The organism is Bacillus sp. 1735sda2, from assembly GCF_024159245.1.
In the GTDB taxonomy this organism is placed as follows: domain Bacteria; phylum Bacillota; class Bacilli; order Bacillales; family Bacillaceae; genus Bacillus; species Bacillus pumilus_O.
In genome coordinates, this window is the sequence record NZ_JAMYWZ010000001.1 from 707717 (window position 1) to 724941 (window position 17225).

At 35.8% G+C, this 17225-nt stretch carries 11 protein-coding genes and 1 pseudogene; 9 read left to right on the plus strand and 3 right to left on the minus strand.

Annotated features, from left to right (window positions below; translation table 11 throughout):
* Nucleotides 1–8: 8 nt before the first annotated feature.
* Nucleotides 9–962 (minus strand): nucleoside hydrolase, encoded by a 954-nt coding sequence (locus NKR21_RS03610; protein ID WP_144456714.1) that lies wholly within the window; start codon nt 960–962, stop codon nt 9–11.
* Nucleotides 963–1143: 181 nt separating this feature from the next.
* On the opposite strand from NKR21_RS03610, the gene NKR21_RS03615 reads away from it, so the two are divergent.
* The 6 genes from NKR21_RS03615 to NKR21_RS03640 all read left to right on the plus strand — a co-directional run bounded on the left by NKR21_RS03615 (nt 1144) and on the right by NKR21_RS03640 (nt 11126).
* Nucleotides 1144–2052, plus strand: coding sequence for a diacylglycerol kinase (locus NKR21_RS03615; RefSeq protein WP_058015492.1), 909 nt, complete (start codon nt 1144–1146; stop codon nt 2050–2052).
* A gap of 60 nt (nt 2053–2112) precedes the next feature.
* Nucleotides 2113–3507, plus strand: coding sequence for a 23S rRNA (uracil(1939)-C(5))-methyltransferase RlmD (gene rlmD, locus NKR21_RS03620; RefSeq protein WP_041816139.1), 1395 nt, complete (start codon nt 2113–2115; stop codon nt 3505–3507).
* A 549-nt stretch (nt 3508–4056) separates the two neighbouring features.
* A complete protein-coding gene (locus NKR21_RS03625; RefSeq protein ID WP_012009191.1) occupies nt 4057–5547 on the plus strand; it encodes an ATP-binding protein in 1491 nt (496 codons plus the stop codon).
* Nucleotides 5540–8350 carry a Z1 domain-containing protein gene (locus tag NKR21_RS03630; RefSeq protein WP_144456712.1) on the plus strand — a complete coding sequence of 937 codons (2811 nt, stop codon included), beginning with the start codon at nt 5540–5542 and terminating at the stop codon, nt 8348–8350. The genes NKR21_RS03625 and NKR21_RS03630 overlap by 8 nt, the downstream gene beginning before the upstream one ends.
* Nucleotides 8332–9360, plus strand: a complete 1029-nt coding sequence (locus NKR21_RS03635; RefSeq protein ID WP_144456710.1) for a PD-(D/E)XK motif protein — start codon at nt 8332–8334, stop codon at nt 9358–9360. The genes NKR21_RS03630 and NKR21_RS03635 overlap by 19 nt, the downstream gene beginning before the upstream one ends.
* Nucleotides 9357–11126 carry an AIPR family protein gene (locus tag NKR21_RS03640; protein WP_144456708.1) on the plus strand — a complete coding sequence of 590 codons (1770 nt, stop codon included), beginning with the start codon at nt 9357–9359 and terminating at the stop codon, nt 11124–11126. Before NKR21_RS03635 ends, NKR21_RS03640 begins: the two co-directional genes overlap by 4 nt.
* Here the strand turns inward: NKR21_RS03640 and NKR21_RS03645 are convergent.
* Nucleotides 11123–12769: a DNA cytosine methyltransferase gene (locus NKR21_RS03645; protein ID WP_012009195.1), complete on the minus strand. Its 1647-nt coding sequence runs from the start codon at nt 12767–12769 to the stop codon at nt 11123–11125. The genes NKR21_RS03640 and NKR21_RS03645 overlap by 4 nt on opposite strands.
* Nucleotides 12770–13050: 281 nt before the next feature.
* On the opposite strand from NKR21_RS03645, the gene NKR21_RS03650 reads away from it, so the two are divergent.
* Both NKR21_RS03650 and NKR21_RS03655 read left to right on the plus strand, forming a co-directional pair.
* A complete protein-coding gene (locus NKR21_RS03650) occupies nt 13051–14025 on the plus strand; it encodes a tRNA dihydrouridine synthase (protein ID WP_144456706.1) in 975 nt (324 codons plus the stop codon).
* Between the two features lie 110 nt (nt 14026–14135).
* Nucleotides 14136–14585 (plus strand): annotated as a pseudogene (locus NKR21_RS03655) (SMI1/KNR4 family protein); the annotation flags it as partial.
* A 135-nt stretch (nt 14586–14720) separates the two neighbouring features.
* Here the strand turns inward: NKR21_RS03655 and NKR21_RS03660 are convergent.
* Nucleotides 14721–15485 (minus strand): MurR/RpiR family transcriptional regulator, encoded by a 765-nt coding sequence (locus NKR21_RS03660; protein ID WP_144456704.1) that lies wholly within the window; start codon nt 15483–15485, stop codon nt 14721–14723.
* Between the two features lie 148 nt (nt 15486–15633).
* Here NKR21_RS03660 and NKR21_RS03665 point away from each other — a divergent pair, with 148 nt between their 5' ends.
* Nucleotides 15634–17223: an alpha-glucoside-specific PTS transporter subunit IIBC gene (locus NKR21_RS03665; RefSeq protein ID WP_144456702.1), complete on the plus strand. Its 1590-nt coding sequence runs from the start codon at nt 15634–15636 to the stop codon at nt 17221–17223.
* Nucleotides 17224–17225 lie beyond the last annotated feature (2 nt).

Below are 17225 nucleotides of genomic sequence, written 5' to 3' on the forward strand. Positions count from 1 at the left end.
GGCTTTTTTTATGTTGAAATCTGACAAACAGCTTTTCTCATGAGCTCTTCAAATGCGTGAAAAAAGGCATCACGATCAACATGGTCAATGACTTGTATTGACTTTCCATCTGGATGCTCTTCAGTACGACCTTGCCTTGGCGTATCGGTATAAACGATTGTGTTCACTTCTTTTGAATGGGTAAATGATGAAGAAGCAAGCGTCATCGTAGTGAGTACGTCCCATAAGTAATACGTCGAATTCGTTTCATGATGAATGAGCGGTGGACAAAAGGCGTAACACTGTCCGATAAAATCAATCCCAATGTGAGAACGAAGGGAAGCCCAGCGCTGACGTACATCAAGTGTAAGTGGAACTTGATTCGTGCTTTCAAGTGCGACCATATCAATAGGAAAGCGTTCCTTGAAGACGGTGCTGACAGCATAAGGGTCCCAAAATGCATTCCATTCTGCTGTCCCGTCATGCTCGGGTTCCTCCACATTCCCTTTTTCAAGAAATGTACCGCCCATCCATACCAATTTTTCAATTTTATTAGAGATGGAAGGATCTTCTTCTAAAGCGCGAGCAAGATCTGTGAGTGGGCCTGTAAAGAGCAACGTGACAGGTTCGGCTGCCTTTTTAACAGTTTCAATTAAATGAAGGTGTGCTGGAAGCTTGGACACGTTTGTATCAACAGTGCCTTTCTCGTTTAAAATAGGTAATGCATCTACATAAAAAGCATGCATGCGCCACTCTTTCGGAAAAGGATTGACGCCTCGAGAATTTGAAGTAGCGACTTCAATGTCATAAGAGCTAAATCGATCAATGATTTTTTGAGATGCACTGAGAGCGGGCTCTAAATAGCAATCAGCAGGAATGACAGACGTCCCGATCACTTTCAGGTGTTCCATTTGAAGGAGAAGAAATAACGAAACGAGATCATCAACACCGCCATCATGATTAAAATAGACAAGCTTTTTCATCGCAAACCATCCTTTACAGCGTTTTCTTTTATCTTATCAGAATGCTTTCTTGCTGAGGGAAATGTGGCAGGAGATTTCTAATATTAGGTGGTTGTTCTGTTGCCATTTTCAAATCTCATAGTATAATTAAAGGTTGTTAGTGGTGAAAATAGATTGCATAATGAATATAGGATGATGATGAATGAAACGTGCTCGAATTATATACAATCCGACATCTGGGCGTGAACTCTTCAAGAAGAATTTGCCGCAGGTTTTGCAAAAATTTGAACAAGCTGGCTATGAAACATCTTGTCATGCAACGACATGTGCAGGAGATGCGACACAAGCAGCTGAGAATGCCGCACAGCGAGACTTTGATTTAATTGTAGCAGCAGGTGGAGACGGCACGATCAATGAAGTTGTCAACGGACTAGCCCCGCTTGAAAAAAGACCAAAACTAGGAATTATTCCCGTTGGAACAACAAATGACTTCGCAAGAGCACTTGGAATTCCACGAGAAGGTGTTTTAAAAGCAACAGATGCTATTATAGAAGGTGTAGCGAAGCCGCTTGATATCGGTAAAGTCAATGGCCATTATTTTATTAATATTGCAGGAGGCGGCCGGTTAACAGAGCTCACTTATGAAGTGCCTAGTAAGCTGAAGACAATGCTTGGACAGCTTGCGTATTATTTAAAAGGCATGGAGATGCTTCCTTCGATCCGCCCGACAGAAGTCGAAATTGAATATGACGGTAAGTTGTTTCATGGAGAAATCATGCTGTTTCTTGTTTCACTCACAAATTCAGTAGGCGGCTTTGAAAAACTAGCGCCAGATTCCATTTTAGATGATGGAATGTTTGACCTGATTATTTTAAAGAAGGTCAATTTAGCAGAAGCCATTCGAGTAGTCAGCCTTGCACTTCGAGGCGAGCATATTCATGATAACAATGTCATCTACGCAAAAGCGAATCGCGTAAAAGTAGATGTAAAAGATAAAATGCAATTAAATTTAGATGGCGAATTCGGCGGCATGCTGCCAGGTGAATTTGAAAACCTGTATCGTCATATAGAATTTATTGTGCCAAAAGCAACAGCTGAAAAAATAGGGTAGAGATAGAACTTGGTTCCTTATGGCGCCAAGTTTTTCTTTGCAAATGAGGTGATAAAATTGGTGAAAATGAAACCGCCTGTTGAAAAGAATGAATACTACAATGTAACCTTCGAAGACTTAACGCACGAAGGTGCAGGTGTAGCGAAAATTGAAGGATTCCCTGTCTTTGTACCGAATGCCCTTCCAGACGAACAAGGGAAAATCAAAGTCACACGTGTGAAAAAAGGATTTGCTTTTGGGCGACTCATGGAGCTGACAAAGGAAAGTCAGCATAGGCAAGATGCGCCATGTCCTATCTATAAGCAGTGCGGAGGCTGTCAAATTCAGCACATGAGCTATGAAGGCCAACTGCTATTTAAACAGAAACAAGTAAAGGACGTTTTAGAGCGGATCGGCAAGCTTGATATGAGCCGTGTAAAAGTTCATCCTGTACTCGGCATGGAAGACCCTTGGAATTATCGAAACAAAGCACAAGTTCCAGTTGGCGAACGCGAAGGCGGACTTGTTGCAGGATTTTATCAGCAGCGTACCCATGAAATCATTGATATGGAAAAATGTCTGATCCAGCAATCAGAAAACGATGAAGTCGTTCAAGCTGTCAAAGAAATATGCCAAGCGTTCGGTATCAAAGCATATAACGAAGAACGTCATAAAGGCTGGCTTCGCCATGTCATGGTTCGCTACGGCATTGCAACAGGTGAGATGATGGTTGTGTTTGTCACAAGAACGGCTGAATTCCCGCAAAAACAGCAAGTGATTGAGCAGATTATAGCACGCTTCCCACACATTCGGTCAATTGTGCAAAACGTAAATTCGAAGAAAACAAATGTCATTTTCGGAGACGAAACGACTGTTTTATGGGGAGAAGAATACATTTATGACACGATTGGCGACATCAAATTTGCAATTTCAGCCCGCTCGTTTTATCAAGTGAATCCAGCTCAAACAAAGATGCTTTACGACAAAGCGCTTGAATATGCAGAGCTGCAAGGCGAAGAAACCGTGATCGATGCGTATTGCGGAATAGGTACGATTTCCTTATTTCTCGCACAAAAAGCAGGCAGAGTTTATGGCGTAGAAATTGTGCCAGAAGCAATTGAAGACGCAAAACGCAACGCTGCCTTAAACGGAATCAACAACGTCGAATTCGCAGTCGGCGAAGCAGAAACCGTCATCCCAAACTGGTACAAAGAAGGCATCAAAGCAGATACGCTAGTGGTCGATCCGCCAAGAAAAGGCTGCGACGAAGCACTATTAGACACCATTTTAAAGATGAAACCAAAACGCGTTGTTTATGTGTCTTGTAATCCTGGGACGCTAGCTCGTGATTTGCGAATTCTTGAGGATGGTGGGTATGTGACGGAGGAAGTGCAGCCGGTGGATATGTTTCCGCATACGAGTCATGTGGAGTGTGTGGCGCAGTTAATTTTAAGAGAAAGAACAAGCTCTCAATAAGGAAAACAGCTTCTATTCAAATATTGAGGCGGCAAATCGGTAATGTATTATCGGAGTGCCGTCTTCTTTTACATCGATTCGATTAATAACGCGATGGATAATAAGTCAGGTTTCCGTTTTGCGATATAGCGTTTAAATCAGTCAATTTGTGTTCTTTAGTGGTAATCTTGATTAATTTTGCTAGTTGTTCGAATATAAATTGCACATTTTATTTTAATAGTTATTCTCTTTAAGTTTTAAAAAATGAGTGACCTTAATAGTCTATCGCGATAGATTTCATTTTAACTTTCGCGAAGTCTCTTATTTAAAATATGATTCTTTATGTCTATTTTTCTGAAAAAATAAATTTTGTTTTTTTGCCCTATGATGGTATAATTAGGTATAAAAAGTAACGAGAAAGAATCTATAATTGTTGACTTTTTATTGATATCTGTTATTAAGCTATATAGTTGACGGAGGTCAAATAAAATTGTCAATGATAATCAAATTTTTAGAGGGGGATTCTTATATTTAAATCCCCATTTATTTTCAAGAACAGGAGGGTAAAACTTGCATAGTATTGAAAGTGAAATTCTATTGCCTGATGCTGCACCCTTAATTAATTCGTTGCGAGCTATAGGATACAATTTTGAAACAGCAATTGCTGACATAGTTGATAATAGCATTGATGCTAAGGCTTCTGAAATAAAGATAGACATAGCTTGGGATAGCGATAAAAGTTATGTTCGAATAGAGGATAATGGATTTGGAATGAATGAAGATGAACTGGTACTTGCTATGAAGGTTGGATCGACAAACCCTAATAATAAAAGAAAGCAAGGGGTGTTAGGACGATTTGGTATGGGATTAAAGACAGCTTCCTTTTCATTGGGAAAACGCCTAACAGTTCTAACAAAAAAAGAGGGATTGTCATTTACTCGTTGCTGGGATTTGGATTATATTGAGGCCACGAATAAGTGGAATCTACTGAAAAGTCCATTTAATTCACAGTCGAGTGGAATACTACATTCTGTGGAAAATGTATCTGGTACGGTGATATTAATTGAAAACCTAGATAGAGTTGTAGAGGAACCATATACACGTAAAAAAGTCCAAAAGTTTTTTAATAGAATTGGTGTATTGGAAGATCACTTAGCTATGGTTTTTCATAGGTTTCTAAAGGGACCCAATAAAATACAAATATACTTGAATGATAATAAAATTGAACCATGGGATCCTTTCTTGAGCCAAGAAATTGCCACTCAAGAATTACCTCCTGAATCTGAATTGATTAAAGACGATATTGTTAAGATACAACCATACATCCTTCCACATCATACTAAACTTATACAAACAGAATATGAAAAAGCAGCAGGGCCTAAAGGGTGGTTGGAACAACAAGGTTTCTATATTTATAGAAATAAAAGATTATTAGTAGCTGGAAGCTGGTTGCATCTATTTGGTCGTGAAGAATCATATAAGTTGGCACGAATAAAAGTAGATATAACAAATACTTCGGATTTTTCTTGGCAAATTGATATAAAAAAGTCAAGCGCAAAACCCCCACAAGAGTTAATAAGTATTCTTAGAAAAATCGGTGAAATGGCAAGGAAGAAGTCTCATGAGGTTTTTTATCAAAGAAGTATCAATAAATCTCCTGAAAATAAATTGATAAATGATTATGTATGGGAGCAAGTTTCAACAAAAACTCATTCTTATTTTCGTTTAAATAAGAATAATAGCTATTTGAAAGACCTTTTAGAGTCTAATAAAGAATATGAAGCAAAATTAAAGTTTTATCTATTTCATGTTGAGGAATACTGTCCTGCAAATCTAGTTTCATTTAATATAAATAAACCAACAGCAATAAGAGTGCAGAAAATAACACTTGAACAGAAAAATAAAATTAAAATGCTAATTGATATTTTTATAGATAATAACTTTAGTTTGGATGAGATTATAAAACAACTGGCTAACTACGATAGTTTTAGTTTTAATTCAATCGAAGAATTAAAAGATATCGTTTGTGAGATAATAGGAGGCCATTGCCATTATGTATAACGATGCTAGAGATACTGCACTAAGAATCCTAGAAAAACTTAATATGGAAGAAATAAATCTCATTGATGAAATTGTTAAAGCGATCGACAGGGCTAGTGTCGTATTTGAGTTGTCAGAACATGAGAAGATTCAATTAAAAGAAGATCTAATAAAAAGTCTTAATATAACAATGACAAATAAAAGTATATTGGTAAATCACGATGATAGCGAACATACACCTTGGCTACCTGCAAAGAAACATTCCATTAAATTTAAATATTGGAATAGGTATAAAAAGTACCTTTTGTCAGAAAAAAAGTGGTCACCTAATGTCGTGAACTCACTTGACGATACAAGTGAATCCATCATCGAACTTTTGGAAGATCCATCAGTGGAAGGTAGAAAATACGATAGAAGAGGACTTGTTGTTGGGTATGTACAATCTGGTAAAACAGCAAACTATACAGCTGTAATAAATAAAGCATTTGATACTGGATTTAAATTAATTATTGTTCTTGCAGGTATGCACAATGATTTAAGATCACAAACCCAAATGAGATTGGACGAAGAAGTTCTTGGTTATGAAACTAGTAAGGATAAGCTAAAGGATGCTTTAGAAAATCAAATGAACGCTATTGGTGTAGGTAAGCTTTTTGGAGAGAACTTCTTTGAAGTATTCTCATTAACTACAAGGGATCAAAAAGGAGATTTTACTGCAAGCAAAGCAAAAGTGAATATACAACCAAAGGTTCAACCACTTTTATTGGTTGTTAAAAAAAATGTAAGTGTATTAAAAAGTATTTTAAAGTATTTTAGAACAACGAGTCCCTTAGCTAGAATTAGTGATCCTAATGCTTCTTTTAAGACAGTACCTAACATACCGTTTCTTATGATAGATGACGAGGCAGACCAAGCTTCAGTAAATACTGCGGAAATTTATGATGAGAATGGTGATTTGATACCAGACTATGACCCATCTAAGATTAATATGTATATAAGAGATATATATAATACCTTTGAACAAAGAGCATACGTTGGATATACTGCGACTCCCTTTGCAAATATCTTTATTAACCAATATGGTACAACTAATCAACATGGTGATGATTTATTTCCTAAGGATTTTATTATTAATCTTCCGAAACCTTCAAATTATGTAGGCCCATCGGAATTTTTCTTATTAGATTCTGAGGATGAGATATCTACTATCCCACCGTTAATAAAAGAGATAGAGTATCATGAAGAATTTCTACCGTTTAAACATAAAAAAGATCATGAACCTTACACCTTACCCACCTCATTAGTACAAAGTATATATGCTTTTATAATTGCAACTACTATTAGAAAATTAAGAGGTCAAATAAATGTTCATAATTCAATGTTGATTCATACAACTAGGTTTAAAAAAGTTCAAAAAAGAGTAAAGGAATTAGTTGTAGAAGAAATGAGAGAAATAAAAAATGATGTTAAACATAGCAATAAACTAGGCCCACATTACCTAGCTATGAAATCATTTTTTGATTATGAATATAATTCTAGAAAGCTTGATGAAATAAGAGGTGAATTTCCAAATCATTTCGACGGTAATTTCCAGTATAATATCAATTGGGAAATGATAGAAAGTGAACTAAGTGCGACCATTAACTCTATTAAGATTAAAGAGATTAATGGTAATAGTAAAGACTCGCTAGAATATAATGATTATAACGAAACTGGTTTAAATGTCATTGCAATTGGTGGAGACAAGTTGTCAAGAGGTTTAACTTTAGAAGGGTTGACTGTTAGTTATTACTTACGAGCTAGCAAAATGTACGACACTCTTATGCAGATGGGAAGATGGTTTGGATACCGTCAGAATTATTTAGATGTTTGTAGAATTTTTACAACAGGAGAGATTATATCGTGGTTCCAGCACATCGCATCTGCAACAGAGGAATTAAGAGGCCAGTTAGATTATATGGCAGAGATAAAAGCAACGCCTAGTGAATTCTTACTGAAAGTACTATCCCATCCAGATATGTATATTACCAGTACCTTGAAAATGCGCTCTGCCAAACAAATAAAAGTGGATTATAGTAATGAATTGATTCAGACAACAGTGTTTCCTATAGACAGTGAAGACTTTCATAAGAAAAATTTCGATGCAGTATCAAGGCTTGTATCGAGTATGCAAGATAAGTATACAAAGAGGTTTCACCCAGATTTAAGGGTGAATTCTGGGAAAAATAAGCACTATTATTGGGAACGAGTAGGATATGAACATATAGTGAATTTCTTAGAGGAATACCAAACCGTATCATCTGCGTCTAGAGCAAACAGTAAGAGCTTATCAAAATATATAGAAAAAAGAGCAGAAGAGCAAGAACTATTGAATTGGACGGTTGTTCTAATGAATGTTGGAGAAGATAAGAATGAGTTTGCTTTTTTAGAACTAGGAGAAGGTATTAGACGTACAGGGATAGAAACTAAGGGCAGAATAGGCTTTACATCAATAAAAACGTTAACTTCCGCGGGTCATGAATTTTTTGACTATAATGAACAGCAACATAAGGCTGCAATAGAGATTCTTGATTTAGAAAAAGGTAAGAGAAACAAAAAAGCCGCTTCCAAAAAAGCTAGATCTATACGTGATCCTAGAAATGGTTTGCTAATACTCTATCCTTTACGGCATGAGCCACTTAACAGGTACACATATACTCAAGGGAATAAACCATTTGGTTTTGCAATTTCCTTTCCTGAAAGTAAAGGTGAAAATACTGAGGTGGACTATGTGGTTAATAGTTCACTTGCTGAGGATGAAGAATATTGGAACGAATTGGATTAACATATGAAGAGATAGGTAATAGTATTAATGATGGCGTGTTGCTAGAATCGCAGTTAAAAGCAAGACTGATAAAAGATCTTAGCTTTGCATCTATTCTCCTTGCAATTAATGCGGAACATAGGAGGCTTTTTCTCTTAAGTTTAATCAGAGTAATGGAAAAAGATACAGTTGATAAATTTCCAACTTGGAATGGTATCAATGTATATCAAAAGAAGATGTTTAATCCACTTACAAACAAGGAAAGCTGGTTTTTAGTTTTTGAACAGCAGGATTTGATTGCTAATGAAATTTTTGAATATCTTGTTGGGGACATAATAGAATATATAATTGATTCTACAAATCTAAATCAGCTACAATCTAGGTTGAAAAAAGTTTTATTTAAGTGGTATACATTTTTTTCTAAAAATAATACAACTGGATTGTCTGAACAGCAACAACAGGGGTTATTAGGTGAACTTATATACATCTATCAAATGTTAAAATCTACTAGTAGTTCCCCAAAAATAATATCATCCTGGTATGGTGTAGATAAAGAAAAAATAGATTTTCAGTTAGGTAATGTTGGCATTGAAATAAAAACATCAATTGCCGGAAAACCTTATAGAGTAACAATTAGTGCTGAGGATCAATTAGAAACATCTGATGAAATTGAGTTATACCTGTATTGTATTATGCTCGAACGCTCTAAAAGATCAGGAGTTACAATATTAGATATAATTAAAGACATTAGGGTGTTACTCAATGATTATCCTGATGTATTAGTTGAATTTAATAATAAGTTATTTACTTATGGAATTATTGAACCGTACTTAAGTGTGGAAAAGCTATTAAAATTTATTGTCAAAGATACCTTTTATTTTATAGTTAAAGATAATTTTCCTAGAATAACAAAAAACATACTACCTTTAGGAATCTTAAACGTTAAATATCAGCTCTCTTTAGATAGTTGTAATTTATTTCAAGTTCAGGAAGAACAAGTTCTTTATAAGATGAAGGAAGTCATTCAATGAAACTAGAAGATTTTATTGCGTTGTTTTCTGAAGAGATAGAGAATCAATCTGAAAACACTTCAAATTCAGAACAGTTTTTTGTAGAAAAGATGGGAGAATATCTTTCGGAAAATGGAATAATCACTGATATAGAGCTAAGTTTTGGTCAAAAACTTGGTCAAGGTTTAAAAGTTAATGCCTATTCATATCACGAGGAACAAGAAACTTTAAGTATTTTTATAGCTGTATATGATAGATACAAGTTTGGTAAAACCATAAGCAAGACTAATGTTGAAAAAACCTTGAGAAAAGTTGTTAAGTATTACTCTAAATCTATATCGGGTATGAAAAATGAAATGGAAGAAACAGCTGAAGATTACCCACTAGCGCAGTTGATTTTCCAGAAACATGGTAAAACAATCAAATCTGTTGAATTCTTTTTGGTTACAAACTATTTATATAAAGCGAATGAAAGAATTATACTCCCAAAATTAAGGGGAGTAAAAACAAATTATCATATTTGGGATATTGAAAGGCTCTACCAATTAATCGATGAAAACCAAGGCTTAGATAATATTGAAATCAATTTTGAATTGAAATTTGGAAAAAGTTTCGAGCTATTGAAAGTTCCTAATAATGAAAATGCTCATTTCGATTGTTATATTGGTTTTATACCTGCTGACTTGTTAGCAATGTCTTATGAAATGTGGGGAGAACGCCTTGTTGAAAGAAATGTCAGGTCTTTTCTACAAGCAAGGGGAAATGTTAATAGAGGAATAAGAGACACTCTCAGGAAAAACAAGGAATTGTTCGTGGCCTATAATAACGGTGTTTCAACCGTTGCAGATGATGCGGTATTAGAATTAGTATCTGAGGATTCTAACCTTTTTAAAGTTAAAGAATTTAAGGGATGGCAAATTGTTAACGGTGGTCAAACAACCGCTTCAGTTTTTCATGCTCTAAAAGAAGGGATAGATTTGTCAGATGTTTTTATTCAATTAAAGTTGACAGTAGTGCAATCAAATATTGGAATGTATAACATGACAGCAAAGATTTCTGAATACGCAAATACTCAAAATAAAATATCAATGTCGGACCTTAAAGCAAATCATCCTAGTTTGATAAATCTAGAGGCTATTTCGAGAACTACGTGGATTCCATCAAATGATGGAACAAAGTCTAACTCCAAATGGTTTTTTGAGAGAGCTAGGGGGCAATATTTAGTTGAAGTTAATAGACAAACTACACTGGCCAAAAAGAAAGCTTTTCAAAAAGAAAATCCTAAGAATAAGGTACTTAGTAAAACAAATATCGCTAAATACTACATGTCATGGAACCAATGTCCTCACATTGTTAGTAAGGGGGGAGAGACAAATTTTGATGCTTTTATTAGTCTCTTAGATGAAAAAGGTATTGTTGTTGATTCAGTGTTCTTTAAAGAAACTGTGGCGAAGGGGATATTATTTAATACCTGTGACAAGATAATTAAGGAATTAGATTTACCTGGTTACAAAGCAAATATAATCACCTATACTATCTCAATGTTATCTTGCATTTATAAAAAAAAGATGGATTTTGCTGAAATATGGGAACAACAAAGCGTCAGTCTGGAGCTTCAAAATAATTTAAGACTCATAGCCACGTATGCTTGGAATCATATTACCAACCCTCCAATAGCCGGGACTAATGTAACTCAATGGTGTAAAAGAAAAGAATGTTGGGAAAGATTTGTTGATGAGCATTACTTAAAAATAGAGAAATATATAAGAAGCAGTTCATTAATTTAATGAACTACTTCTTTTTCTTTGTTAAGTAACTGTTTTAACGTTCTTTGCGGCTTGTCATTAAGGCTATACAATACCTGCTCGGCTACTGCTCTACCTAATAACGGAGGAACTGCATTTCCTATCTGTTGATATTGTGAGTCTTTTGTTCCTATGAAAATATAGTCATCAGGGAAGGATTGCAATCTTGCTGCTTCTCTAATGCTAATTGCCCTATTTTTTATAGGGTGTATCCACATTGATTTTCGTACATTTACAACGGTATTACAAACATCACCATAATCTAATCTTTTATAGATCGTATTTTGAGTTCTTTGAGTATCAGCGTAGGTTGATTTTAATGAATTATCTAAATCATGGAAATTTTGCCCAGGGGAAAGATTTTCGAATCTCTCAAGTGCAGTTTGTGTTGATTGTGTAACAACATGATTAGATAAGAACTCTACATTTGCGTTTAGATATTTACTCAATGGATGGTTTAACCAATTTGTTTTTTTTATTGGCATATCATCTGACGCATTAAAGCTAGGTTGGAGTTCTTCAAGTTCCTTAATAGCATGTCCAATATTAAAAAAGTCTTCCTTGGATAGAATGGACTTAGGAAGTGAGGGTTTTGAATTTCTATAACCTATAATAAAGTACCGCTTTCTTTCTTGTGGAACACCAAAATGAGCAGAATTTAATACATCGTTATCTATTAAATAACCAAGTGACTCAAAGATTTTTATTAAATAATCAATAACGGTGAACGTGAAACCTTTAACAAAAATCCCCTTACCTCTCTTGTTAAAAGTTGAGGAATACTCTATTTTCTTTTCAACAATTTCTTTTAATATTAAAGTTATGTTGTGAATTTCTATAATTTGTATTGCTTGAGCTAATAAGATTGAAGAGGAGTTTCCCTCTGTCATATTGGATTCAAGAGTAAGTTTAAAATTACTTGTAAGAACTCCAAGTTCTTCGAAATCGTAAGTATTAAAATGTTGATTCCAGTTTGGGATATACCTGTTGAAAAAACTGGAGTTTTTATCAATAAAGCCTTTAATATTTTTGTGTTTATTAGCATATCTAACAAGAGATTTGAGTTTTGTAATTACAGTAGTATCTGCAAACGTATTTAATATTTTCCTTTCATTAAATAAATTTATAAGTTGTTCATTAAAAAACTCAGTGTTGCCAATAAAGATCTCTTCTTCTTTAATTTGAACACCAATTGAAGCTAGTTCTTTTAGTTCACCATTGGTTACGAAGAATTTGTGTTTATCTGAATTAATAGTTTTCACATTTTCCATTACAAATGCAACGGGCTGTACTTCTTTTATAGCTCTTACAAATTCTTTAACTAAAAGGTTATTGTTCGAAAACAACTCGCTCTTCTGACGGTTTGCATTTGAAAAACCTTGACACGGGGGACCACCTATTACTAAAGAAACTTCTTTCAGTATAGGATATTTTTTGTAATCCTTGAAATTTATGCTTCTAATATCTTGGGTATTAACTTCAATTTTATGGTTTTTAGTATATGTTTGAGCTGCATTTTCATTGATTTCAACAGCCATTACAGTTTCAAATCTACCAGTTTGGCTAAATCCAAGACTTAATCCTCCAGCTCCCGCAAATAAGTCTAAAACTTTATGTTTTTCCATCTATTCCACCTTCAAATTTAATAAAGAACATATTATATAATTATATATCAAATTAGACTATTTGTGCAGCCATTAATTTTTATCAGAATATATAGAGAGTACTATTATAAGTTTTGCTTTTAAATTCAAATTTGCAGGTATCAAGCATTCTATACCAAATGTCCTCTTTTGCAATTTTGCCTAGTTCATATTAAAGTATATAATGATAAAAATTGCTGAAAGAATTTACAGAAGGACATGCCCCCATAAGGCGCTATGTCATGAGAGGAATTGGATGAAAGATGAGTAAAAATTTCTGGCGTGATTTACCACGGCCGTTTTTTATATTAGCACCAATGGAAGAAGTGACAGATGTTGTGTTTCGTCATGTTGTGAGTGAGGCGGCGAGACCGGATGTGTTTTTTACAGAGTTTACGAATAGTGAGAGCTATTGCCACCCTGATGGCATTCAAAGTGTGAAGGGACGATTAACCTTTACAGAGGATGAGCAGCCGATTGTTGCTCATATCTGGGGAGATAAGCCTGAGAACTTTAGACAAATGAGTATTGGAATGGCGGAGTTAGGATTTCAGGGGCTTGATATTAATATGGGTTGCCCTGTCCCTAATGTTACGCAAAACGGAAAGGGCAGTGGATTGATTCTTCGTCCAGACGTTGCGGCAGAGCTGATTCAAGCGGCAAAAGCAGGGGGAATACCTGTTAGTGTGAAAACAAGACTTGGTTTTACAGAGGTTGATGAATGGCACGATTGGCTCAGACACATTTTGGAGCAAGACATTGTGAATTTATCGATCCACCTTCGCACAAGAAAGGAAATGAGCCAGGTGGATGCGCATTGGGAGCTCATTCCTGAAATCAAAAAACTTCGTGATGAAGTAGCACCTGATACGCTTTTGACAATCAATGGTGATATTCCTGATCGTCAAACAGGCTTAAAGCTCGCAGAACAGTATGGAGTGGACGGAGTGATGATTGGGCGCGGGATTTTCCATAACCCATTTGCTTTTGAAAAAGAGCCGAAGGAGCATACAAGTGATGAACTGCTTGGTCTTTTAAGGTTACATCTTGACCTTCATGATCAATACTCATCACTAGGTCTGCGTCCATTCAAGGCACTGCACCGTTTCTTTAAGATTTATGTAAAAGGATTCAGAGGAGCGAGTTTCTTAAGAAATCAATTAATGAACACATCATCAACAGATGAAGTGCGTGCAATGCTAAATGAATTTGAAGCGAGAAATCAAGAACAATCATGACCAACAAGAGGAGGGGGGCGAACCCTTCTCTTTTTTTATTAAATAGGACTATTAAACTAGTTCTCTTAAATGGTAAAATGAGATAGAAATAACATTTGGAGGTATTTTATTTGAAATCATTTTGGGATAAAGAGATAGAAAGCGAAGAGACATTTAAGAAAATCAATGAGAAAGGCATTGCAAAAGCGGAAAAGAAGCTAGGCGTCATCTTGCCTGATACATATAAGAAGCTTATCCTCGAACAAAATGGCGGTTATACCCTGCACAATGCTTTTCCAACGGACCAGCCGAATGGATGGGCAGAGGATCATGTATCATTTGATCATTTAAGAGGAATTGCCAAAGACGAAGGTATTATGGATAGTGATTATTTAATAGAAGAATGGGAATTGCCTGAGGGACTTGTACTCATTTGTGGAGATGGTCATACGTGGATCGCATTAGATTATAGAGAAACAAAGGAACATCCGCCAGTTCATTACTTTGATCTTGAATATGAGACGGATTTTAAATTAGCGGATTCGTTTGATGAACTACTTGCTGGGCATTATACCGCTGAATAGCATGGAGCAGCCACCACTTATTTCAGAAAAATACTTTGGTGTTTTTTGAGAGAGACAAAAGTGTCTCTCTTTTTTTGTGAAGAAATATTTAATCATTCACCATTTGTCTCCAAGAATGTGTGCTTGTTAATTTTAGTTCCTATTATTCAATTGGTTCCATTTCCACTCACTAAATTTTCTGACGATTATATCTACCACAATGTAAAATGGCAGAAAGCTTGAGTTGTCTACTTTGTTATACAAAGGAAACGGGGTGCTACTGACATAGATGTTAAACATAGCATTTTGTGCAAGAAGGTTATTTCTTAATGTGGTCATACTGATAAATTTGACATGTCTCGTTTTCACCAATTGAATGATTTCATCTAAATCCTTCGATTCACCTGATAAAGAAATGATAAATAAAAGGTCATCCTCACCAAATTCAATGATTCCATCTGTTAAGTCTCGCTTGCTTCGTAATACTTGAGATTTCTTATGCAGTGACCATAGCTGTCGTTGTACATCATTGGCTAAATCGAGCTGTGCAGTGCCTGTCCCATAAATATAAATATACGGTGCGTAGTCAATCAGTTGATTTAATTGATGAAAGTCCAGCTGCTCTATATATTTTCTTGTCTGCCGGATATCTTGATCGAGCAGCTTCATTAAATCCTGTGTTGATTCTTCAGTAAGATGATTTAATTTCACATAAGACTTTAAATCACTGTAGCCGTCGAAACCTATTTTCTTGGCAAGTCGATGGATGGAGGAGATGGAAGTGTGAGCATACCGAGCAAGATCCTGAATTTTCATTGTCTTCATTTCTTCAAGATGATCGTGAATCGTTTTAATAATGTGCAGGTCATTCTTATTTAAATCTTCGAAGTATTCATTTACCAGCTTGTCCAATATCATGCGATGTGCCCTCCAACATGAAAATATTTTCTTCTTGTGAAAATATAATCTAATGTTACAACTTAATTTCTAAATACGTCAATCCTATTGGTTTTTGTAAGCGCTCCCTTTACAGTGGTGTTATGGATCAAACAATGGGGTGATGCTTATGAATGCAATCAAGCGATTTGGCAGTGCTATGGTAGTTCCAGTCCTTTTATTCGCGTTTTTTGGTATAGTTGTCGGCCTTGCGACATTATGTAAGAATCCAGCGATTATGGGGGAGATGGCTGCAGAAGGTACAGGGTGGTATAAGATTTGGACACTGATTGAAAGCGGGGGATGGACGATTTTCAATCATATGGAGCTGGCCTTTGTGATTGGCTTGCCCATCTCTCTTGCAAAAAAAGCGCAAGCACGTGCTACGCTCGCCGCTTTGATGATTTATCTTGTGTTTAACAATTATATTCATGCGATTTTGACACTTTGGCCGTCCACTTTTGGTGTTGATTTATCACAAGGAGTCGAGAACGTAGCGGGTGTAAAAGAAATTGCAGGTATCCCTACGCTCGATACAAGTATCATTGGTGCGGTTGCGATATCAGGAATCGTCATTTGGATTCATAATCGTTTTTATGATCAAAAACTGCCTGAAATGCTCGGGATTTTCCAAGGGCTTGTCTTTGTTGTCATCATCGGATTCTTTGTGATGATTCCTATTGCTTTTATCGTGGCTTTTGTATGGCCCTATGTTCAGCAGGGAATTCAATCTCTCCAAGGGTTTATGTCACAGTCTGGATATATTGGTGTCTGGCTGTTTCATTTCTTGGAAAGGGTGTTGATTCCAACAGGACTTCACCATTTTATTTATACACCTTTTGAGTTTGGTCCAGCGGCAGTAAATGGAGGGTTAAAACCATATTGGATTGCTCACTTAAATGAATTTGCGACCTCAACCTCCGATTTGAAGGATCTTTATCCATACGGATTTTTACTGCATGGGAATATTAAGATGTTCGGCTGTTTAGGGATAGCTCTAGCGATGTATTTTTCTACACCGAAGGAAAACAGAAAAAAGGTTCTGGCATTGGTATTACCCGCCACATTAACAGCGGTATTTGCCGGAATTACAGAACCACTTGAATTTACATTTCTGTTTCTCGCGCCTTACTTATTTGTCATACATGCACTTCTTGGAGCGACCATGGTGACAATCATGAATATGTTTGGTGTTGTCGGAATGATGGGTTCAGGACTTATTGAGATAGCTGCATTGAACTGGATTCCGCTCTCTTCAAATCATGGAGAGATCTATCTGATCCAGGCCATCATTGGACTTCTATTTACAGCATTGTATTTTGTCATATTTAGATGGATGATTGTGAAATTCGATATTCCATTACCAGGACGAAAACATGAGGAGGAGACGAGGCTATATACAAAACAAGATTATGAGAGTGTTAATAAAAAGGATCATGGCAAAAAGGAAGCGCCTGTTTATGCGTCTGAGTATGAAGAGAAAGCCGTTTATTTCTTAGAAGGACTTGGTGGAAAAGAGAATATTAAAGATGTGACAAACTGTGCTACACGTCTGCGTATTACAGTGATTGACCCTAGCTTGGTGAAAGATAGGGACTACTTTACAGAGAATAAACTGGCACACGGCATGGCTAAGAGTGGTCAAAGCATTCAAATCATTGTTGGCTTAAGTGTACCGCAAGTAAGAGAGTCCTTTGAGACTAAACTTTCATTAGATTGAAA